The 21,314-nt window shown below is 72.7% G+C and carries 18 protein-coding genes; 7 read left to right on the top strand and 11 right to left on the bottom strand.

What is annotated here, in order from left to right:
* Positions 1–46 precede the first annotated feature (46 nt).
* Both AC3ERT_RS01930 and katG read right to left on the bottom strand, forming a co-directional pair.
* Positions 47–1,465 carry a hypothetical protein gene (locus AC3ERT_RS01930; RefSeq protein WP_435172367.1) on the bottom strand — a complete coding sequence of 473 codons (1,419 nt, stop codon included), beginning with the start codon at positions 1,463–1,465 and terminating at the stop codon, positions 47–49.
* A gap of 295 nt (positions 1,466–1,760) precedes the next feature.
* Complete coding sequence (katG, locus tag AC3ERT_RS01935) at positions 1,761–3,992, bottom strand: catalase/peroxidase HPI (RefSeq protein ID WP_335971375.1); 2,232 nt, start codon at positions 3,990–3,992, stop codon at positions 1,761–1,763.
* Between the two features lie 298 nt (positions 3,993–4,290).
* Between katG and AC3ERT_RS01940 the strand changes: the two genes are divergently transcribed.
* Entirely contained in the window at positions 4,291–4,701 is a 411-nt protein-coding gene (locus AC3ERT_RS01940; protein WP_335971376.1) for a Fur family transcriptional regulator, read from the top strand.
* 92 nt (positions 4,702–4,793) lie between these two features.
* Here the strand turns inward: AC3ERT_RS01940 and AC3ERT_RS01945 are convergent, their stop codons facing one another.
* Positions 4,794–7,049, bottom strand: a complete 2,256-nt coding sequence (locus AC3ERT_RS01945; RefSeq protein ID WP_435172368.1) for an alpha-L-rhamnosidase-related protein — start codon at positions 7,047–7,049, stop codon at positions 4,794–4,796.
* Between the two features lie 389 nt (positions 7,050–7,438).
* On the opposite strand from AC3ERT_RS01945, the gene AC3ERT_RS01950 reads away from it, so the two are divergent.
* Positions 7,439–10,315, top strand: a complete 2,877-nt coding sequence (locus AC3ERT_RS01950; RefSeq protein WP_435172369.1) for a hypothetical protein — start codon at positions 7,439–7,441, stop codon at positions 10,313–10,315.
* On the top strand, positions 10,312–10,854 hold the full coding sequence (locus AC3ERT_RS01955) for a hypothetical protein (protein ID WP_435172370.1): 543 nt from the start codon (positions 10,312–10,314) through the stop codon (positions 10,852–10,854). Before AC3ERT_RS01950 ends, AC3ERT_RS01955 begins: the two co-directional genes overlap by 4 nt.
* Positions 10,855–10,891: 37 nt before the next feature.
* Here AC3ERT_RS01955 and AC3ERT_RS01960 read toward each other — a convergent pair whose 3' ends face one another.
* From AC3ERT_RS01960 to AC3ERT_RS01975, 4 genes are all read right to left on the bottom strand, one after another.
* Positions 10,892–11,494, bottom strand: coding sequence for a nitroreductase family protein (locus tag AC3ERT_RS01960; RefSeq protein ID WP_335971384.1), 603 nt, complete (start codon positions 11,492–11,494; stop codon positions 10,892–10,894).
* Positions 11,495–11,539: 45 nt separating this feature from the next.
* A complete protein-coding gene (locus tag AC3ERT_RS01965; protein ID WP_435172371.1) occupies positions 11,540–11,998 on the bottom strand; it encodes a hypothetical protein in 459 nt (152 codons plus the stop codon).
* A gap of 112 nt (positions 11,999–12,110) precedes the next feature.
* A complete protein-coding gene (locus tag AC3ERT_RS01970; RefSeq protein ID WP_435172372.1) occupies positions 12,111–12,752 on the bottom strand; it encodes an HdeD family acid-resistance protein in 642 nt (213 codons plus the stop codon).
* Between the two features lie 579 nt (positions 12,753–13,331).
* Entirely contained in the window at positions 13,332–14,024 is a 693-nt protein-coding gene (locus tag AC3ERT_RS01975) for a hypothetical protein (protein ID WP_435172373.1), read from the bottom strand.
* Between the two features lie 165 nt (positions 14,025–14,189).
* Between AC3ERT_RS01975 and AC3ERT_RS01980 the strand changes: the two genes are divergently transcribed.
* On the top strand, positions 14,190–14,465 hold the full coding sequence (locus AC3ERT_RS01980; protein WP_435172374.1) for a helix-turn-helix domain-containing protein: 276 nt from the start codon (positions 14,190–14,192) through the stop codon (positions 14,463–14,465).
* A 123-nt stretch (positions 14,466–14,588) separates the two neighbouring features.
* On the opposite strand, the gene AC3ERT_RS01985 is transcribed toward AC3ERT_RS01980, so the two are convergent.
* From AC3ERT_RS01985 to AC3ERT_RS02000, 4 genes are all read right to left on the bottom strand, one after another.
* Positions 14,589–15,137, bottom strand: coding sequence for a hypothetical protein (locus AC3ERT_RS01985; protein WP_435172375.1), 549 nt, complete (start codon positions 15,135–15,137; stop codon positions 14,589–14,591).
* 51 nt (positions 15,138–15,188) lie between these two features.
* On the bottom strand, positions 15,189–16,004 hold the full coding sequence (locus AC3ERT_RS01990; RefSeq protein ID WP_335971395.1) for an ABC transporter permease: 816 nt from the start codon (positions 16,002–16,004) through the stop codon (positions 15,189–15,191).
* Positions 16,001–17,041 (bottom strand): ATP-binding cassette domain-containing protein, encoded by a 1,041-nt coding sequence (locus AC3ERT_RS01995; protein ID WP_435172376.1) that lies wholly within the window; start codon positions 17,039–17,041, stop codon positions 16,001–16,003. The genes AC3ERT_RS01990 and AC3ERT_RS01995 overlap by 4 nt, the downstream gene beginning before the upstream one ends.
* 154 nt (positions 17,042–17,195) lie before the next feature.
* Positions 17,196–17,813: a superoxide dismutase gene (locus AC3ERT_RS02000; RefSeq protein ID WP_335971398.1), complete on the bottom strand. Its 618-nt coding sequence runs from the start codon at positions 17,811–17,813 to the stop codon at positions 17,196–17,198.
* 381 nt (positions 17,814–18,194) lie between these two features.
* On the opposite strand from AC3ERT_RS02000, the gene AC3ERT_RS02005 reads away from it, so the two are divergent.
* The 3 genes from AC3ERT_RS02005 to AC3ERT_RS02015 all read left to right on the top strand — a co-directional run bounded on the left by AC3ERT_RS02005 (position 18,195) and on the right by AC3ERT_RS02015 (position 21,051).
* The gene (locus tag AC3ERT_RS02005) at positions 18,195–19,187 is read left to right on the top strand and encodes a D-alanyl-D-alanine carboxypeptidase family protein (protein ID WP_335971399.1); all 993 of its coding nucleotides are present in this window, start codon (positions 18,195–18,197) and stop codon (positions 19,185–19,187) included.
* 154 nt (positions 19,188–19,341) lie between these two features.
* Complete coding sequence (locus AC3ERT_RS02010; RefSeq protein ID WP_335971401.1) at positions 19,342–20,673, top strand: ArsB/NhaD family transporter; 1,332 nt, start codon at positions 19,342–19,344, stop codon at positions 20,671–20,673.
* 174 nt (positions 20,674–20,847) lie between these two features.
* Positions 20,848–21,051, top strand: coding sequence for a cold-shock protein (locus tag AC3ERT_RS02015; protein ID WP_103500173.1), 204 nt, complete (start codon positions 20,848–20,850; stop codon positions 21,049–21,051).
* Positions 21,052–21,314: the final 263 nt, after the last annotated feature.

Below are 21,314 nucleotides of genomic sequence, written 5' to 3' on the forward strand. Positions count from 1 at the left end.
CCTGCCACCGCGAGCCGAGCCGGCCCGAGCCAGCCGACGAACAGGCTCAGTTGCTCTCGATGCGGTACAACGCGGCTGCTCCCGGGGGCAGTTGGAGGGAGAGCACGGCGGCGGCGCCCGGCTCGGCGTACGTGCCGGTGGCGGGCGCGAAGACCGCGGCGGTACGGCCCGGGGCCAGCCGTACCTGGAGCGACGCGGGGGCATCGGGGTCGCGGTTGACGACGAGGAGGTGGCGGGTGCCGTCGTCGGCGGTGCCGGGGGCGGGCGCGAAGATGCCGAGTACGGCGGCGTCCCCGGTGACCGCGGCGACGACGTCGTCCGGCGTGAAGGCGGTGGTGCCGGGCGGCAGCGGCGTCTCGCCCGCGTGCTGCACCGACTGCGAGACCAGCGGCTTGAGTTCGCGCCCGACCGGCCGCAGCCAGCCGGTGTTGAGGGCGGTGGCGGCGTCGTAGAGCGGGGTGCGCTTGCCGTCGGTGGTGATCAGCGCCTGGGTGTAGCCCTCACCGCGGGCCGGGTCGGGGGTCCAGTACGTGAAGTACTGGATGCCCTTGCAGCCGTACGCGAGGCTGATGTTGACCTGCCAGGCCAACTGCGAGGCGGTGGGCACCCGGTGGTTGTTGTAGCCGGTGGACTGGATGTACGTCCACGCGGGCAGGCCCGACGTCAGGGACGCGGCCCGCACGATCGCCCACGTGTCGAAGTAGTCGGTGTCGATGCCGCCGGTGAGGATCGGGTAGCGGTCGAAGGAGATCAGCGCGGGCTTCACCGTGTCGACGTAGGTCTGCACGAAGTCCGCGTACGACGCGCCGTTGCCGCGGTTGATGTTGGCGTACGGCAGCAGGCCGGGCGCGGCGGAGCGTACGACGGCGGTGAGCGCGCCGACGTTGGGGAAGCGGACCCGCGAGGGCTCGTCGTAGACGCTGACGCCCGCGAGCGCGGGGTGGCTGGTGTAACTGCCCAGCGCGGTACGCACCCAGGAGGCGGCGTCGGCGGTGGTGATCGACGACGGCACCGTGCGGTCGTCGGTGACGGTCAGGTACTGGGCGAGCGCCTCGATCCGCGGGTCGCCCGCGACCAGCACCTTCAGCCCGACCTGGTCGGCAAGGCCGAGCGCGTACGCCGCGCTGCGCGCGTCGAACTGGTAGTTGCCGGTGATCAGGAAGGTGAAGCCGGCGTCGGCCATCTCCTGGTAGCGGGCGAGCGTCGTCTCGTACGGGTGCGGCGGCCAGAACAGGCCGATCGGGAAGTCCGGGCCGCCGGTCAGCGGCAGCTCCGCGCTCGCCGCGTCCAACGGGGCCGGCGCCGAGCCGCCTTCCGCCGGGCCGGCCGCCTCCGCCCGGGGTGCCGCCATCCCGCCCGCCGCGAGGACCCCGGCGCCCAGCCCGGCCGCCTGGAGCAGCGCCCGGCGGTTGACCCCGCGGGCCGAACCGTACGACCCGTACGAGGAGAGTCCCTGCTCCGGCATGCTCCACCCACTTCGCTCGCGGCCCGCGGCCGGCGACAGTCAGCCGCCCCGCCATCATGCAGACCGCGGCCCCCGATTCCCGCGAAGCCACGCCCCATTCGTCCTATATGGCGACAACCAGGGCGCGTACGGCGGGGCGCGCGGGGCAGCAGGGCGCGCGGGGGCGGAAACGCGCGGACCGCGCCGGGGCCGTGGCCCGGACGCGGTCCGCGTGTTCAGTGGTGCAGGTGTTCAGTGGTGCAGGTGTTCAGTGGTGCGGGTGCTCAGCTGCGCGAGTGCTCAGCCGGGCGGAGCCTCAGCGCAGGTCGAACCGGTCGAGGTCCATCACCTTGGTCCACGCCGCGACGAAGTCCGCGACGAACTTCCCCTTGGCGTCGTCGCTCGCGTACACCTCGGCCAGCGCCCGCAGCTCGGAGTTCGAGCCGAAGACGAGGTCGGCGCGGGTACCCGTCCACTTGACCTCGCCGGTGGCGTCGTCGCGGGCCTCGAAGGTGGTGGAGTCCTCGGACGTCGGCGTCCATGTGACGCCCAGGTCGAGCAGGTTGACGAAGAAGTCGTTCGTCAGGGTGCCCGGGGCGTCGGTGAACACACCGAGCTTCGAGCCGTCGTAGTTGGCGCCCAGCACCCGCAGGCCGCCGACGAGCACGGTGGTCTCGGGGGCGCTGAGGGTGAGCAGGTTGGCCCGGTCGATCAGCAGGTACTCCGCACCGAGCCGGTTGCCCTTGCCGACGTAGTTGCGGAAGCCGTCGGCGCCCGGCTCCAGCGCGGCGAACGACTCGGCGTCGGTGTGCTCGTCGGTCGCGTCGACGCGGCCGGCGGTGAACGGCACCTCGATGTCCTGCCCGCCGTCCTTGGCGGCCTTCTCGATCGCCGCGGCGCCGCCGAGCACGATCAGGTCGGCCAGCGACACCTTCTTGGCGCCGGCGGCGTTGAACTCCTGCTGCACGCCCTCGAGCGCGGTCAGCACGGCCGCGAGCTGGTCGGGGTTGTTGACCTCCCAGCCGCGCTGCGGCTCCAGGCGGACCCGGGCGCCGTTGGCGCCGCCGCGCTTGTCGCTGCCGCGGTAGGTCGAGGCCGACGCCCAGGCGGCGGAGACCAGCTGGGAGACGGTCAGGCCGGTGGCGAGGATCTTCGCCTTGAGCGCGGTGACGTCGGCGGCGTCGATCGCCTCGCCCTCCGCCTCGGGCAGCGGGTCCTGCCACAGCAGGGTCTCCGCGGGCACCTCGGGGCCGAGCAGCAGGGACTTCGGGCCCAGGTCGCGGTGGGTGAGCTTGTACCAGGCGCGGGCGAACGCGTCGGCGAACTCGGCCGGGTTCTCGTGGAAGCGGCGGGAGATCGGCTCGTAGATCGGGTCGAAGCGCAGCGCCAGGTCGGTGGTGAGCATGCCGGGCGCGATCTTCTTGGTGGCGTCGTGGGCGTGCGGCACGGTGCCCTGACCGGCGCCGTCCTTCGGCTTCCACTGGTTGGCGCCGGCCGGGCTCTTGTCGAGCTCCCACTCGTAGCCGAAGAGGATGTCGAAGAAGCTGTTGTCCCACTTGGTGGGGGTGTCGGTCCAGGTCACCTCGAGGCCGGAGGTGATCGCGTCCGCGCCCTTGCCGGTGGCGTAGCTGTTCTTCCAGCCCAGGCCCTGCGCCTCGATCGGCGCGCCCTCGGGGTCGTCGCCGACGGCGTCGGCCGGGCCGGCGCCGTGGGTCTTGCCGAAGGTGTGGCCGCCGGCGATCAGGGCGACGGTCTCCTCGTCGTTCATCGCCATCCGGCGGAACGTCTCACGGATGTCGCGGGCCGCGGCGATCGGGTCCGGGTTGCCGTTGGGGCCCTCGGGGTTGACGTAGATCAGGCCCATCTGGACCGCGCCGAGCGGGCTTTCCAGCTCGCGGTCGCCGGTGTAGCGCTGGTCGTCGAGCCAGGTGGTCTCCGGGCCCCAGTAGACGTCCTCCTCCGGCTCCCACACGTCCTCGCGGCCGCCGGCGAACCCGAAGGTCGTGAAGCCCATGGACTCCAGGGCGACGTTGCCGGTGAGGATCAGCAGGTCGGCCCAGGACAGGCTCTGGCCGTACTTCTTCTTCACCGGCCACAGCAGGCGGCGGGCCTTGTCCAGGTTGCCGTTGTCCGGCCAGCTGTTCAGCGGGGCGAAGCGCTGCTGACCGGCGCCGGCGCCGCCGCGGCCGTCGCTGATCCGGTAGGTGCCCGCGCTGTGCCAGGCCATCCGGATCATGAGCGGGCCGTAGTTGCCGAAGTCGGCCGGCCACCAGTCCTGCGAGGTGGTGAGGACCTCGGCGATGTCCTGCTTGACCGCCGCGAGGTCGAGGGTGTTGAACGCCGCCGCGTAGTCGAAGTCCTCGCCGAGCGGGTTGGCCACCGCGGGGTTCTTGGCGAGGATCTTCAGGTTCAGCCGGTCCGGCCACCAGCCGCGGTTCCCGCCGCCCTGGGTCGGGTGCGGGGCGCGCTCGTGGGCGACCGGGCAGCCGCCCGTACCCTCCGTCTTCGCGTCCACGACGATCGCGTCGTTGTTGGGGTTGTCAGACATGGAAATCCTTCCGGACCAGGCGGATCACGGTGCTCGGGCACTGCGGACGGCTACCGGCGGCAGCAGGGTGGTGGGAAGTGCCGTGCCGGGTCCGACGTCCGGGTGTCGCGCGCCTGTTCCCCGCCACGCCGGCCTCTTCCGCCGCACGAGGCTCTCCCCGGCCCTTGGCTGTCGCCGGAACCGATCCTACGATGGACGCTGTCCAAGTCAAGAAGCCGGCCAAGCGCATATCCGGTCAAGTTTCGGACCCGCCCTGGTAAATTGCGGGCAGCCCGCGAACCCGAAGAGGTGAACCGACATGAGCGACCTGGTGGAACGGCTGCGGGGCCGCGGCTGGCGGATGACCTCGCAGCGGCGCGTCGTGGCCCAGGTACTCGACGGCGAGCACGTGCACCTCACGGCCGACGAGGTGCACGCGCGCGCCATCGAGCGGCTGCCCGAGATCTCCCGGGCGACCGTCTACAACACCCTCGGCGAGCTGGTCTCCCTCGGCGAAGTGGTGGAAGTCACCACGGACGGCCGCGCCAAGCGGTACGACCCGAACGCCCACCGCCCGCACCAGCACCTGGTCTGTGCCCGCTGCGGCACGGTCCGTGACGTGCACCCCACCGGCGACCCGCTCGCCGCCCTGCCCGAGCAGGAGCGCTTCGGCTTCACCGTCTCCGCCGCCGAGGTCACCTACCGCGGGCTCTGCCCCGACTGCGCCTGACGCCTGACCGGCGCGGGCCGGCCGACCGCGCAGAAGCGGCCGGCCGGCAAAGAGGCGGCTGGTCCGGGCCGGGTGTCACCTGCCCTGCGGCGTCACAGCAGGTGCGAGGTCAGGGTGTGGTGCCCCGGGCCGACCCCCGAGACGCGGACGCCGGTGGCGTCGGCGGTGACCTGGGCGCCGCCCACCGCGCGGGTGCCGTTCCAGACCGTACGGCCGTCGAGCGCGACGCTGACCCGGTGACCGCCGGTGGGTACCGCCAGTACGCCGCGGGTGCCGCGCGGGGCGGTCGCGGTGAGGGTGAAGCCGCCGGCGGTGGAGCGCCAGGACGCGGTGATCGCGCCGTGCGGGGTGGGGACGCTGCCCTGCGCCCAGGTCAGGCCGCCGGGGGCCGGCGCGATCGTGTAGCCGGCGAAGCCCGCGGCGGTCGGCCGGACGCCGAGCACCTGGGTGGTCAGTGAGATCGTCGGCCCGGCGGCCCAGCCGTGGGCGAGGCTGGTGAACTGCGCGATGCCCGGGTCGCCGTCGGGGTTCGCCTTCTCCCACAGGGTGCTGCCGGGGTCCTCGGCGAGCTGGTGGCCCCAGAAGGTGCGGATCAGCTGGAGCGCCTGCTGCTGCTCGGTGCCGGTCGGGTCGGCCGCGGCGAGCCGGGCGCTGACCTCGAACCCGCTGGGCAGCGGCTCGTAGAAGGGCTGGATGGAGGGGTTCGGAGTGCTGGGGGAGACGGTCAGGGAGCCGTAGGTGCTCCAGTTGGCGGCGCGCAGGTAGGCCAGCGCCTGCGCGGAGCGGGTGTCGTCGGCGACGCCGGTGAGCACGGCGGCGGCGTTGGCGTCCTGCGGGTAGGCGGTCGGGATCTCGGTGGACAGCCGGTAGGCGCCCGTCGAGGCGTCCCACAGGCGGGAGTTGATCGCGTCCTTCACCTCGGTGGCGCGGGCGGCGTACGTCCGGGCGCCGCCGGTGTCGCCCCGGGCGCCGGCGAGTTCGGCCATCTCGTCGAGGTTCCGCTTGTACAGCGCGTTGACGTACGTCTCGTGGCCGCAGTCGCTGTAGCCGTAGTGGCCGCAGGAGTTGGCGGCGGCGAACGAGATCAGCCCGCTGCCGTCCTGCTGCCGCACCGACTCCAGCCAGGCCATCGCCTTGGTCAACTGCGGCCACCACCGCGCCAGATAGGCCCGGTCGCCGGTGTAGAGCCAGTGCTCGTAGTGGTTGTACACGAACCAGGTGACGTACTCGCCGTAGGTGCGGATCTCGTCCTGGTTGTGCGGGCCGACCAGGCTCTCGGCGGGGACGTAGCCGTCGGAGAGCTGCTGGGAGGCGAGCGAGGACAGGGAGTTGTCGACGGCGGGCACGTCGTCGGTGCTCAGGTACGTGACCGGCGCCTGGATGGCGAGGTCGCCCTGCCAGACCACCCGGTCGCGCTTGGCGCCGTCGAAGATGACCTCCTGGTCCGGGTCGGCGCCGGGCACCTGCGTGTCGGAGTGGTCGGCCTCGCCGGTCTGGTAGGGCCAGCTCTTGGCGGTGTCGGACATCCAGGTGTCGAGCTGGACGGTGTACGCGCCGCTGTACCAGACCTTGTTCAGTTCGTTGTCGCTGGACAGGAACCAGCCCTGGTAGTCGGCCGGGTCCGCCTGCGCGGGCACGGCCGAGAAGTCCAGGGAGACCGCGCCGAGGTCGACCCAGCCGGGGCCGTCGAGGAAGACGGTGGCGTAGCGGAAGCCGCCGCGCAGCTGGCTGTCGGTGAGGGTCGCCGGGAGCTTCGCCGGGTCGAGGGTGAAGGTGTGGCTGTCGGCGTCGTAGGTGTAGGGCTGGCCGGGGTAGCCGTTCCAGATGTTGGCCGTGTCGCAGCCGGGGGCGACGGCGTCCTCGCCGCTGTTGCTCTGCGTGGCGGAGGCCGCGTACTGCTGCGACTCGCTGAAGCAGACGTGCAGTCGGGGCGGGGTGCTGGACGCGCCGGCCACCCGTATCCGGATCTTGCCGCCGACGTCCTTGCCGAAGTCCAGGGTCACCAGCGGGGATCGGGTACGGTCCCCCGGACTGGTCAGCCGCAGCGGCGACTTGGCCCCGCCGAGCAGCGCCTTCGGGTCGCCCTGGACCGAGCCGCCGCGGGCGGCGACCGAGGTCACCGCGACCGGGTCGACGCTGTGGCCGCGCGGCGCGAGGACGTAGGGCTGCCAGTCCCCCGGACGGGGCTGGTAGCCGGCGTCGGTCCATGGGCTGTCCGCGGTGTGCGCGGTCTGTGCGGTGCCCGAAGTGGGCTGCCCAGCCGCCGAGTTCGCCGTCAGCATGCCGAGCAGCGTGATGCCCGCGGACAGTGCCGCCAGCGTTCCCCTGCCTGTCGACCGATGGATCATGACCCCTCTTCCCGTTGCGGGCGCGTGGCAGTGCCGCGGCGCCCGCTCGTACGGCCCCGCTGCCCACGACTCCGGACTGAGACGATTCAAATCACCGGCGCACGCTAGCCCCGGTGCCTCGTTCAATCAACAGTTCAACCAGGAATTGATCTGCGGCGACGCGACGCCCCACCCCGATCTGCCTGCCGCCAGGGCCGGTTGAAAGCTTCAATACGGGCCCGCCGCCGACTCCGGTGCCGCCCGCCGCCTTGCCGGGCGTTCGGCACCGGTGGGACGCTGGGCCGGGCGGTACCGGCCGACGACACGGGGGATACGACGTCGTGGTGGACATGCTTCGGTCACGCGTACACAGGCACCGGCCCAAGTCGGCGCGCCCGGTCGTTCCTTCGGTGCTGCGCGCCCTCACCGTCCTGCTGCTGCTCCTGTCGGCGACGGTCGCCGTGGCGCCGCGCGGCGTGGCCGACGGCGGGCAGCCGGCCGGCGGCACGAGACCGCCGGGCGCGGCGGACGGCACCGACCTGTCCAAGGCGGAGGACAACCCGCTGCTCAGCGCGCCGCTGCGGCCGGTGATGGAACTGCGCCTCAAGCTCTACGACGAACTCCCCCAGGGCGACAAGAACAAGGCGTTCGACCCGCTGCGCAACGGCGCCGTCGTCTTCCTCAACCCCCTGATGCTGACCGCCGAGCAGATCCAGAAGCTCGCGATGGAGACCGCCACCTTCAGCGTCACCAGCAAGAACGCCTGGCAGGCGTCGGTCGCGGAGGTCGAGCCGCTGAAGAAGTACCTGGACCCGGCCCTGGTAGCCCAGTTGGCGCAGGCGGGCAGCGGGCACCTCATGGCGCTGTCCGCGCTCAACAGCCCGAAGGGACCGCACTCCGAGGTGGTGCTCCAACGGCAGCTCGCCAAGCTCGGCATCCCCTGGCAGGCCATCGCGCTGGGCGGTTCCGAGCGCCGCCAGTGCCCCACGTGCTCCCCGCTCTACCACCCGCAGACGCCGCTGGTGTACGGCCGGGCCTACGACCTGAGCGTCGCGGAGACCGCGCAGATGAACAAGGAGATCGACGCGGCCCGCAAGGCGGCCGCCGCCAAGGGGCCCAAGGCGCAGGACCGGGCCGAGAAGCGGGTCCGCGACCAGTACGAGATGTACCGCAGCGAGCGCAACGGCCGCGCCAAGCAGGACCTGGAACTCGACATCGAGGGCGCGCGGAAGGCGATGGAGAAGGAGGCCGAGCCGGCGCCCGAGCCGTTCACCACGCCGTCCTCGCCCTGTGCGGGAGCCGGGGGCAAGGCGGCGGGGAGCGCCGGGTCCGCTGCCGGGTCCGCTGCCAGGTCCCCTGCCGGCACCGCCGCCGTGCCCGCCGCGTACACCGTCCGCGCGGCCGGGCCCTGCGGCGACGAGGACGGCGACCCGTCCGCGGGGTCCGGGTCCGCCGCCGGGTCCGACACCGGGTCCGACGCCACGGGCCTGGGTTCGACCCTCACCTCGCCCGGCCAGGCCGACGGCGGCATCGACTTCTCCACGCTGCGGCTGAGCTACCTCGCAGACCCCGGCGACGGCAGCGGGTTGCAGTACTCCTTCAGCGCCGGCCTGGACCCGCTGGGCGGCGACAACCGCCAGTCCACGGGCGCCGCGGCGGCGACCGAGAGCTCCGACGCGTTCTTCGTCTGGCTGGAGCTGGACCCGTCCGCGTTCTGGGTGAACCTCAACCCCACCGAGCCGGACCGGATCGTGGACGCCAAGCTGGGCCGCACCGACGCCGGGCGGATCATGCTCCAGGCCGACCTGCGGATGAAGAAGAGCATCGGCGCCCTGATCCACCCCGACACCGCGCTGGGCAAGCAGTTCTGGGACGGGATGGCGGGCGACTGCATGTCGTACCGGACCTGGATCGTGCCCGGCACCGCCAAGGTGCACCAGGACGGCGACAAGCTCTACATCCTCGACGCCCCGCTGAACGTCGAGATGGAGACGCAGTACCTCAAACTGCGCGGCACCTCCGCCGCCGCGTCCTGCCCCAAGCAGGACAAGGCCACGCAGACCCACAACGAGCAGCTCTTCCACAGCCTGGTCCTGCCGAAGCTGAAGAAGGAGATCAACACCGCACCGGCCTACGCCGACCTGCGCCGCGTCTACCTCGCCCGGGTCGCCGCCGAGTGGTACCGCGAGCTGAGCAGCGAGCGCGAAACCTCCTACGGCAGCCTGGTGGACCGGGGCGACATCTCCCCCTGGACCACGGCGACCGGCTGGAAGCCCACCGACACCTTCCACGACTACGTGGACTCGTACACCAAGGGCGAGTTCCACGTCACGCACAAGACCACCGAGGGCGACACCGTCTACACCCGCACCTACGTCTACGGCGGGGTCGACCTGACGAAGGTGCCCTTCCAGCAAGTCGGCGGCGCCGGCTTCCGGTCGGACTACGCCCAACTGCCCGCCAGCATAGGGAAGTCGCTCGACAGGCCCGCGGCGGACGCCGGTTCGCGGACGGTGTGGCTCGGCGCGGCCACCCCCCGGCAGCTCGCGGCGGGCACCACCACACAGAGCGGCAGCGGCACGGGGTGGGTGCGGCCGCTGATCCGGGCGCTGCCCGAACTGGTGCTGCTGGTCGTGGTATTCGGGTACTGGCGGCGGCGCCGGGCGGCCGCGGCCGGGCCGTCCGCCGGGCGCGGCGGGGCACTGCGCACAGCGGCGGCCCGTACGGTGCGCGGCGGACGGGCGCGGCGAGCGGCGCGGGCCGGCCGGGCAGGCCAGACGGCTCGGACAGCCCAGACGGCTCAGGCCGCTCAGGCGGCGTCCCGGCCCGCCACTCCCGGGCGGAACCGTCCGCCGGACCCGAAGCGGCCGGCACCCACTCCTGCGGCCGGGCCGCCGCCGCCCTCCCCCACCCTCCGCGCGCCGGCGCCCACCTGGGCCGAATCTCTGCCCGCCGCAGGGGAGTTCACCTCCGCGCACCTCGCCCGCGTCGTCGCCCACCTGGCCCGCCCCGAACTCGGCCGCTTCGCCCCCAACGACGCCATGGTCACCGCCGTCCGCACCGCCCTGGCCGCCGGCCGCGCGCTGGGCGAGGCCGAGGTCAACTTCCTGCGCCACCAACTCACCGAGTCCCGGCTGATGGACGGCGGCGCGAGCCCGCAGGACGCCTACGAGCAGGCGCTGCGCACCCACCCGGCCGCCCGGAACTACAGCCCCGAGGTGATCGACAACCACCCCGGGCTCTTCAACAACGCCTGGCGGCGCGCCTGGGGGATGGCACCGCGATGATCGTCAGCAGACTGGGCGGGCGGCGCGCCGCGATCCGCCCCGACGAGCCCTCGGCGGCGTACCCCGCGGCGCACACCGCGCGGCGCGAGCGGCCCGGACCCGGCGACGGGCGGCGCGGCCGGCCCGCCCGCACCGTGGTGGAGCTGCGCCGCGCGTACGGCGGGGCCACGATGCGCGCGCTGCTCGGCGCCTCCTTCGCGCCGGGCGCCGCCGGGGGCTCCGCCGTGGTCGAGGTGCGGCACGGCACACCGCTGGAACTGGACGCGGCCTGCGGCTGCCGCAGCGAGCTGGGCGGCCCGCTCGCGGCGGGCCTGCCCTCCGACTTCGTGCCGGCCGTCCTCGGCGCGCTCGTCGCCCCGCCCGGCGAACGCCCCCTTCCGCCAGGGCTGTTGCGGGTGGACCGCGCCGCCTTCGACCCGCTCGGGTCCGGTACGGAGGCGTTCGCCCTCGCCGCGGCGCTGCTGCGCCAGGCGCTCGCCGCGCAGGTGCTGGGCGGCGATCCGGTCGCCGTCGCCCGGGCCGCACTGAACCGCTGGTAGCCCCCGCTCCGGGCGGGGCTCGGGGCCGGGTCCGGCCTCAGGCGTGGCGGCCCCAGCTGCCGCGGTGGATCACCTCGGCCGGGTCCCGGCGGCGCTGCGCGGTGCGCGGGTTCTGCGCGGGCACGTCGTCCGCCCGGTAGCCGACCGTGATCCCGCCGATCGGGGCGTACTCCTCGGGCACCCCGAACTCCTCGCGGAACGGCTGGAGATGCTCGGGCATGATGCCGAAGAAGCAGGCGCCCAGGCCCTCGTCGACCGCGGTCAGCAGCATCAGCAGTGCGGCCATGCCGGTGTCGATGTACCAGTACGGGGCGGGCCAGCGCGCCTCCGCCCGGTCCTCCCAGCCCTTGTCCGGCTCGGCGTACCGCGCCAGGTAGGCCGCCTTGTGCGCGAGCGGCACCACGACCAGCGGGGCGTCCTGCATGGTCGGGGTCTGCTCCACCCGGGTCGGCACGAACGGCCAGAAGCGGGCCCGGTCGGCCGGGTCGGTCAGGGCGAGGAACGCCCAGCCCTGGGAGAACCCGGCCGACGGGGCGCGCAGCGCGGACGCGAGCACCCGCTCGACCACGTCGGGAGCCAGCGGGCGGTCGGAGTAGTGCCGGATCATCCGCCGCCGTCGAACCACTTCGGAGAAGTCCATGGCGACAGATCCTGCCACCCCCCCCGGCCCCGCGTCAGCGGTCCCTCACGGGTGGTAGATCTGCTCCATCGCGCCGACCTGGTGCCGAGCGTCGAGGCGGTAGGAGAAGTGGGCGTGGTCCAGGTCGTGGGTCACCAGCCAGCGCGGGGTGACCTTGTGCGGCGAGGTGGTGTCCTTGAGGACTTTCACCGACGCGGACGCGGGCACCACGAGGGTGCGCGCGGCGCCGGTCGCGGTGTAGTCGACGTCCTCGTCGTCGTGCTTGTTCACCCGGCACGTCTCCGGGGTGACCCGCACGGTCACCTTGCCGTGGTGGACGGTGGCGGAGCGCAGCTCGAAGAAGTGGTCGTAGCCGGACGGCTCCGAGCACGGCTGCCAGGTGACGGAGGCGGCGGCGGGCTGCGCGGCGGGCGCGCCCGTGGCGGCGTACGACGCCCCCGCGGTGCTGAGCAGCGCGGCGGCCGAGCCGAGGACGACGGCGGCGGACGCGAGACGGCGGTTCATGGCTTCCCCTGGTGATATTCCGGTCATTTGTGTCGACTGACACCGGGGAAGAGCATGATCCACGGCCTCGGGTTTCCCGCGCCCACGGCCTGTGACAGGACGGTGACGGCCGTCACCGGGACGAGACGGAGCGGAGGCTCAGCGCGTGCACCACCTCGGAGATGCCGAGCACCAGCAGCCAGATACCGGAGACGACCGTGAGCGCGGCGAGCGAGCCGAACGGGGAGACGATCAGGACGATGCCCGCGATGAGGGTGATCGCGCCGAAGAAGATCTGCCACCCCCGGGCCGGCAGGCCCTCCGTGGAGATCGCGACCGAGAGCATCATGATCCCGCGCAGCAGCCAGCCGAAGCCGATCCACAGGGCGAGCAGCAGCAGGGACTCGGCGGCGCCGCGGAAGCAGATCAGCCCGAGCAGCACGCACAGCGCGCCCGTGACGAAGTGCAGGGCCCGCATCGCGCCGGGCACGTGCGGCCCGAAGGCGCCGGCGAGCTGGAGCACACCGCTGGCCACCAGGTAGATGCCGAACAGGACGCCCACGACCAGGAGCGTCTCGCCGGGCCAGGCCAGGACGATGACGCCCAGCACGATCGCCGCGATCCCCGCGAAGAGCAGCACCTGCCAGGCGGCCCGGGCGAGCGCCGCCAGCGCCCCGCCGCCCGGCAGCATGCCTCCTGGCATCCCGCCGGGCGCGCCGCCTTCCGCAGGGCGTTCCGTGTGGCCTTCCGCATCGCCGCCGGAGAGATGGGTCATGGCACTCCGCCTTTCGCGCACGGCCCGTGGCAAAACAGGCCAAAGCCCTTCTCACGGTCCCACGCCAGCCGCGACTTCGCAGTTCGAGCGCCCGCGCAGTGCCGACGGCCGGGTGCGCAGTGGGGCGCGGCTGGGCCGTGTCCGGCAGATGGCGTCGCCCCGCCCAAGGGCGGAGGCCGACGGGGTGTGGTGCTCCCCCCGTGGCCTGCGGCGTGGGAGCCGGCCCGATCGCAAGGCGGAGGGTGGGGCCCTCCCGGGCGAGGCTCTGGGGACAGAAGGCAGCGGGCCGCGCCGACGACCGACAACGCTGGGGGCGTCTCCCGCCGGAGGCAGGGGAGAGCGTGCGGGCCAGCCCCCGCCGGCCAGGCGGGATGCGGTCAGACCCGGCCTAGGGCCTGTCGTTCGGATCTCCGCGGCGTCGCGTCGCCCGGCACGCACATCTGCTGCGTTCTCGTCGGTCACCGACTCCCCCACAGCCTGCGGCGTGGGAGGGACCCCCAGCGTCGACTCCCTCCTCCGCCTTGCAGTTGCACGCACCGGACCCCGCTCCTTCTCCCACGGAGATCCAAACGACAGGCCCTAGCGGTTGCGCGGGCTCCGGCTCTCCTTCTTGACGGTCTTCGCCGCCTTGGACCTGGCGGGCTTCGCCGACTTCGCCGACTTGGCCGACTTCGCCGGTTTCGCGGACCTGGCGGGCGGTACGGCGGAGTCGGGGTCCTGGTCGGAGTCCTGCGACGCCTGCCACTGCGCGCTCTTGGTGAGGAGGCCGTCGACGCGGTCGCGCAAGTCGTCGCGCTCGTAGGCGTCGAGGCCGACCGGGGCCTGGCGCAGCAGCGGCTCCAGCAGGAGCCAACGTTCCTCCACGCGGGCCGGGTTGCCGGAGGCGCGGCGGGCGGCGTCGAGGTCGCGCCGCTCCTTCTCCTCCCTGGCGACCTCGGTCTGGATCAGCCGGAGGAGATCCGCGGCGTCGGCGCGGCCCGCGGCCGTCAGCTCCTCGGCGGTCACGCCGAGGGCGTAGGCGTACCGGGCGACTGCGCGGGCGTAGGGCGTGGCCTTGACCTTCTTCTTGCCCACCCATGCGAACCCGCCGACGACGCTGCGCCAGTACGTCTCGCTCAGCGGCCCAAGCTTGCTCGGGGGGTAGCCGAGCTTTTTGAGGATCGCCGCGCTGAGTGCGGTCTTGTGCGCGACGCTGTGCCCGGATTCGTCCTGCCGCTCCCGCGCCGCGATGAGCAACAGCCCCTCGGGGGGCGGCCGCAGGCCCTCAGTCATACCGCGAGCTTCGCACTACTACGCGCTCCGAGTCCAATTCCACGCATCGTGCGAGCCATGCAACCGTCCCCGACCTGCGGGTCAGTGCCTTACTGCGCGCTTTTGCCGCGCAGTGCGCGCGTAGTTGCTTGATCGGCCGCCCTACTACGCGCTACTTTGTCCCCCATGACTTCCCGCCGCCGTTCCCGCCCGAGGCGGCTCTACCAGGAGCCCGAGGCGGTCACCTGGGCGCGGGAGAAGTCCGGCCTCACCAAACGCGCGCTCGCCGACCTCGTCGGTATCTCCGAGCAGTTGATGGGCGAGATCGAGTCGGGCTGGCGCAGCGCCACCCCGGTCAACCTCCAGAAGATCGCCACGGCGCTGAACTGCCCGGTCGTCGTCCTGGAACGCAAGCGCCTCTTCGAGGCCCCGGACCCCTCCGACGACGCGGCGGTCGGGTAGGAAGGCCGGGCAGCGCAGCCGGGCAGCAAAACCGCGCAGTGCCGCGCAGTCGCGGGGTGCGTGAGGAGTACGGACGTACGGGCGTACGCGTACAAGCGGGCGTACGGCTGCCGCCCGCCGCTGTCAGCCCGTCGTCACCACGCGCGCGGACAGGTGGACCAGCCGGGCCACTCCGAACTGGAGCATCAACGGCAGCGTGTGCTGCGCGGTCACCCCGTGCACCCCGGTGAAGGTGACGGTCGGGCCTGCGCCGCCGAACGTCACCGTGGTGCCGTCCGGCAGGTAGATCCCCGCGTCCATCAGCGAACCGGGGTCCCCGGTCTTCCCGGTGGTGCGGCCGGCGATGGCACCGCGGCCCGCGTCCGGGGCGCCCACCATGTCGAGGTGCTCGGGTACCCCGCTGTCGTTGCGGACCGCCATCGTCAGGGTGCCGTTGCCCGCGCTGTCGAGGTGCGCGACGGCGTCGCTGATCGTGAGGTCGACGCCGTCCTCGTGCACGACCGCCCGCCCGGGCGTGTCCGCCGCCGTCGGGGACTGCGAGGGCGCCGCGTGCGCGGAGCCGGAGTGGGTGCAGCCGGTGGCGAGCGCGACCAGGGCCGCCGCGCCCGCGACCGCCCGGGCGGCGCGCGGAATCCGGGAGGAGCGAAGTGCGGTACGGCGGTCACGGCTCATTCCGGCATCATGTCAAGCCGCCCGAGCCCGGCCGCACCCACCCCCGCCCCGTCACACCGCCCTGCGGTAGAGCCACACGCCCAGCGGGGCGAACACCGCGACGATGCCCGCGTCCCACGCCAGGGCCTGCCACACGTCCGTGGCGGTCGGCCCGCCGAGCACCAGGGCCCGTACCGCCTCGGCGGTCCGTGAGACCGGCTGGTGCTGCGCGAACGCCTGGAGCCAGCCGGGCATCGTGTTGACGGGCACGAACGCCGCGGAGGCGAAGACCAGCGGCGCCAGCACCGGGAAGGCCGCGGCCTGGGCGGTCTCCGGGTCGCCGACGGCCATGCCGACCACCGCGAAGATCCAGGACATCGCGAAGCCGAACGCGAGGACCAGCAGGATGCCGCAGAGCAGGGCGGGCACCCCGGCGTGGATGCGGAACCCGATGGCGAAGCCCACCGCCGTCATCAGCGCCACCACGAAGACGTTCCGCACCAGGTCCGCCATGGTCCGCCCGACCAGCACCGCCGACCGGGCCATCGGCAGCGACCTGAACCGCTCCATCAGCCCGGTCTGCATGTCGGTGGCCAGCCCGATCGCGGTGTTCATCGCGCCGAAGACGGCGGTCTGCACGAAGATCCCGGGGATCAGGAAGTCGACGTACGACACCCCGTGCAGCGCGGGCGCGACGACCCCGCCGAAGACGTAGCGGAACATCAGGACGAAGACCAGCGGCTGAATGGTGGAGAAGACCAGCAGCCGCGGCACCCGGCGCAGCCCGATCAGGTTCCGCCAGGCGACGGCCGCGCCGTCCCCGGCGGTCCGCAGCAGCCGGGACAGCGGCCGGGCCGGTGCCGCCGGTGCCAGCACGCCCCCGGTCACGACGCCTCCCGGGACGCCTCGCCGCCCCCGGACGCGCCGCCCGCGGACCCGCGACCGGACCCGCGCTCGGACCCGTCCCCGGGCCCGCCTTCGCCGGCCGGGCCGCTGCGGTGCCCGGTCAGCTGGAGGAACACGTCGTCGAGGCTGGACTCGCGCACCGCCACGCCCTCGGGCACCAGGCCCTGCTCGTCCAGCGCGCGCAGCACCCCGAGCAGCGGCCGCGAGCCGTCGTGCGAGACCAGCCGCAGCCGGTCGCCCTCGGTGCCGGGCGGCTCGGGCAGCCGCCCCCTGAGCGCGCCGGCCGCCCGCTCCGCCCGGCCGGGGCCGCCCATGTCGAGTTCGATGACGGTGTTGCCCAGCTCCGCCTTGAGCAGCGCGGGGGTCCCGTCGGCGATGGCCCGGCCGTGGTCGATGACCACGACCCGGTCGGCGAGCTGGTCGGCCTCCTCCAGGTACTGCGTGGTGAGCAGCACCGTGGTGCCGTCGGCCACGAGCCGGCGGATCATCTCCCACAGCGCGATTCGGCTCTGCGGGTCGAGCCCGGTGGTCGGCTCGTCGAGGAAGAGCACCGGCGGGTCGGGGACCAGCGCGGCGGCGACGTCCAGCCGGCGGCGCATCCCGCCGGAGTACGTGCGCGCGGGCCGGTCCGCGGCCGCCGTCAGGTCGAACCGCTCCAGCAGTTCGGCCGCGCGCTGCCGGGTCCGGGAGCGCCGTACGTGGGTGAGGCGGCCGATCAGCCGCAGGTTCTCCCGGCCGGTGAGGTTCTTGTCCACTGCCGCGTACTGCCCGGCCAGGCCGATCAGGTTCCGTACGGTGCCGGCCTCGCGGACGACGTCGTGGCCCAGCACCCGGGCGCTGCCGCCGGTGGGGCGCAGGATCGTGGTCAGGATGCGGATCGCGGTGCTCTTGCCCGCGCCGTTGGGGCCCAGCAGGCCGAAGACGGTGCCGGGCCGGACGTCGAAGTCGACCGAGTCCAGCGCCGTCACGGCGCCGAACCGCTTGCTGAGGCCGGAGACGCTGATGGCTGCCTGGTCCACACGACCACCTCGCTCGGCATGGCGGATCTGCCTCGCCCTCCATTCTCGCCCCGGGCGCGCGAGGCCGCAGAAGGGTGGCCGACCAGGGCGAACGGGGCCGGCGGACCGGACGTGCGGACCGGGCCGGGCGGAGCCCTCCGCCCGGCCCGGGCGGTCACGCGGAAGCGGCGGCCGACACGGCGGCGTACCGGCGCGAGACGTCCGTCCAGTTGACGAGGTCCCACAGCTTGGTGACGTAGTCGGGCCGCACGTTCCTGTACTGGAGGTAGTACGCGTGCTCCCAGGCGTCGAAGACCAGCAGCGGGGTGGTGCCCTGGCCGACGTTGCCGTGGTGGTCGTAGACCTGCTCGACGATCAGGCGCTTGCCGACCGGCTCCCAGGCGAGCACGCCCCAGCCCGAGCCCTGCACCGACGCGGTGGCGGTGGTCAGCTGCTTCCTGAACGCCTCGAAGCCGCCGAGGTGTTCGTCGATCGCGGTGGCCAGCGCGCCGTCGGGGCGGTCGCCGCCGTCCGGGGAGAGGTTCTGCCAGAAGATCGAGTGCAGGACGTGGCCGGAGAGGTTGAACGCGAAGGTCTTCTCCAGCCCGACCAGGCCGGTCGGGGTGATCGCGTCCTTGTCGCGGGCCTCGGCGATCTGCTCCAGCGTGTCGTTGGCGCCCTTGACGTAGGCGGCGTGGTGCTTGGCGTGGTGCAGCTCGAGGATCTCGCCGGTGATCGCCGGCGCGAGCGCGGAGTAGTCGTACGGCAGGTCGGGAAGCGCGTAGGTGCCCATCAGGCACGGCCCCTTTCAGCGGGTGGGAACTGACGGCCGCGACCCACCCTAGACCTTTATTGCGAACTCCTTGCAACAGCGACTCAAGTGCATCAGCATGAGGGCGGGGCGGAACCGGCCCGACAGCCCCGGAAGTTCCTTCCGCGCTGATCGTCTTTCACCCGGCAACCCGCCGGCGCCGGTTCCGCCCCTTCCCGCCGTCCGCCCCTCTGCTCCGCCCCCTGCTGCGGCGGCTGCTCCGGCGGCTGGTTCGGCGCTCGCGGATCGGTAAGACGGATCGTCAGAAAATAATTGCGGCACGGGTGCACCGTTGGGCCGTGCCCAACGTCTCTCCGGTGAGCGGCACTTCCGCATGCCGCCCCACTGACCTATGGAGCAGTTGTGAGTACCGACACCAGCAGCATCCGCCGGGCCTCGGCGGCGGTGGTCACGGCCGCCGCCCTCGTCGCGGCGGGCGCGCTCGCCGCCCCGGCGGCGCAGGCGGCGGCCCCGCACGCGGCACCCGCCTCCGCGCGGTCCGCCCCGGCCACGGCCGCCAGAGTCACCGCCGCCAGAGCCACGGCTGCCAAGACCGCCGCGGCCACCACCCTCAAGGCGCCGTCGATCGCCGCCAAGGGCGGCTACGTCATGAACAACGGCACCGGCGCCACGCTCTACACCAAGGCCGCCGACACCCGCCGCTCCACCGGCTCGACCACCAAGATCATGACCGCCCGGGTGGTCCTGGCCACCAAGAACCTGAACCTGGACGCCAAGGTGACGGTGCAGAAGGCGTACAGCGACTACATCGTCGCCAAGGGCGCGTCGTCCGCGCACCTGATCGTCGGCGACAAGCTCACCGTCCGGCAGCTGCTCTACGGCCTGATGCTGCCGTCCGGCTGCGACGCCGCCTACGCGCTCGCCGACAAGTTCGGCACCGGCTCCACCCGCGCCGCCCGCGTCAAGTCCTTCATCGGCAAGATGAACTCCACCGCCAAGTCGCTCGGCCTGAAGAACACGCACTTCGACTCGTTCGACGGCATAGGCAACGGCAGCAACTACTCGACGCCGCGCGACCTCACCAAGCTCGCGAGCAACGCGATGAAGAACAGCACCTTCCGCGCGGTCGTGAAGACCAAGTCGACCAAGCAGAAGGTCACCACCAAGTCCGGCGGCTACCGCTACATGTCGTGGACGAACACCAACACCCTGCTGGGCACCTACTCCGGCACCATCGGCGTGAAGACCGGCTCGGGCCCCGAGGCCGGCTACTGCCTGGTCTTCGCCGCCACCCGCGGCAAGAAGACCGTGATCGGCACGGTGCTCGCCTCCACCTCGGTGAACGCGCGCACCTCCGACGCCAAGAAGCTCATGGACTACGCCTTCAAGAAGTGACCTGAGCTGACACCTCGTCAGCTCGCGGGGGTGTCCCCCGGCGGGCGGAGCCTGTCGGGGGACGGACCCCGTCGTGTATGTTGGCCGCTGGTGTGCCGGGAAGTCTGGTCGGCGAGGACAGGAGAACTCTCTTCGCTGACAGGAGCTGGTGCCGGTGCTGTCGACGGCCTCGGGAACAGCCGCCGGAACCGCCGACTGGCAGGCGTGGGCCGCCGTCGCGGTCTTCGTCGGGACGTACGCCCTGATCGTCACCGAGCGAATACACCGGGTCGCCGCCGCACTCGGCGGCGCCGCGGCGATGCTGCTGATCGGCGCCACCGACGGCGGTTCCGCCTTCTACTCCGAGCGCTCCGGCATCGACTGGAACGTCATCTTCCTGCTGCTGGGCATGATGGTGATCGTCGGCGTCCTCAAGCCGACCGGCCTCTTCGAGTACCTGGCGGTCCGGTCGGTGCAGCAGGCCCGGGCCCGGCCGTTCCGGGTGCTGGTGACCCTCACCGTGATCACCGCGACCGTCTCCGCGCTGCTGGACAACGTGACCACGGTGCTGCTGGTCGCGCCCGTCACCCTGCTGGTCTGCGAACGCCTCGCCCTGCCGTCGGCGCCGTACCTGATCACCGAGGTGCTCGCCTCGAACATCGGCGGCATCGCCACCCTCGTCGGCGACCCGCCCAACATCCTCATCGGCAGCCGCGCCGGGCTGACCTTCGACGACTTCCTCCTCACCCTCGCCCCGCTCGCCGCGCTGCTCGTACTGGTGCTGATCGGCCTGGCCCGGGTGATGTTCCGCACCTCCTTCGGCTACGACGCGGAGCGCGCCGCCGAGGTGATGGCGCTCGACCCGCGCGCCTCGATCCGCGACCGGCGCACCCTCGTGCAGGGCCTGGCGGTGCTGGCCGCGGTCGTCGCCGCCTTCGTGCTGCAACCGGTCCTCGGCTACGAGCCCAGCGTCGTCGCCCTGCTGGGCGCGGGGCTGCTGACGGCGGTGGCCTCCGTCCGCACCCAGGACGTACTGGCCGAGGTCGAGTGGCCGACCCTCGCGTTCTTCGCCGGGCTGTTCGTGATGATCGGCGGGCTGGTGGAGACCGGGGTGATCGGGCACGTCTCCAACACCCTGGCGCACGCGGTCGGCGACCGGGAGCTCGGCGGCTCGATGCTGCTGCTCGGCGGCTCCGGGGTGCTCTCCGGCGTCGTGGACAACATCCCGTACGTGGCGACCATGGCGCCGGTCACCGCCGACCTGGTCCAGCACCTGGGCGGGGACCGGCACCACCCGATGTGGTGGGCGCTGGCGATCGGCGCGGACCTCGGCGGCAACGCCACCGCGATCGGCGCGTCCGCGAACGTGGTGGTGCTCGGCATCGCCGAGCGCGCCGGCCGGCCGATCACCTTCTGGCAGTTCACCCGCCACGGCCTGGTCGTCGCGGCCGCCACGCTGGCGGTGAGCGCGGGGTACCTCTGGCTGCGCTGTTTCGCCCTGCCGTAGACCTGTGCTACCGTCGGATTGTTGCGGTTGTGGTACCCATGAACTCTGTGTGCGCCTGACGGGATGTGACCCTCGGGCGCATTTTGTTTTCCGGCCTCCAGGATGGGGTCATTGCAGCGACACCTGGCCCGTGAAGTGCGGGATCAGGAACTGCACCATCAGAGGAAGTCAGACATGGCAACCGGTACCGTCAAGTGGTTCAATTCGGAAAAGGGCTTCGGCTTCATCGAGCAGGACGGCGGCGGCGCCGACGTCTTCGCCCACTACTCGAACATCGCCACCCAGGGTTTCCGTGAGCTCCACGAGGGCCAGAAGGTCACCTTCGACGTCACGCAGGGCCAGAAGGGCCCGCAGGCGGAGAACATCGTCCCGGCCTGACCGGACGCAGCTCCACCCAGCAGTACCCGAGCAGTACCCGAGCCGGGTCCCGCCGCTTCGCACGCGGGGCCCGGCTTTTCGGGCCCGGACGGCTTTTCCGCCCGGATTCCCCGGCCGTTCACCCGGCCTTTCCCATCGCCGTCCCACCGCTGTTCCGCAGTTGTTCACCTCCTCACCCGTTCAGCTCCCGGCTCGTTTCGCGGGTCTCCGCCCGGTGTCACTCTTCGCGGAGTCTTTGTTCGGCACGCGCCGCCTTCGAGGAA

The sequence above is a fragment of the Actinacidiphila sp. bgisy145 genome (genome assembly GCF_057708125.1).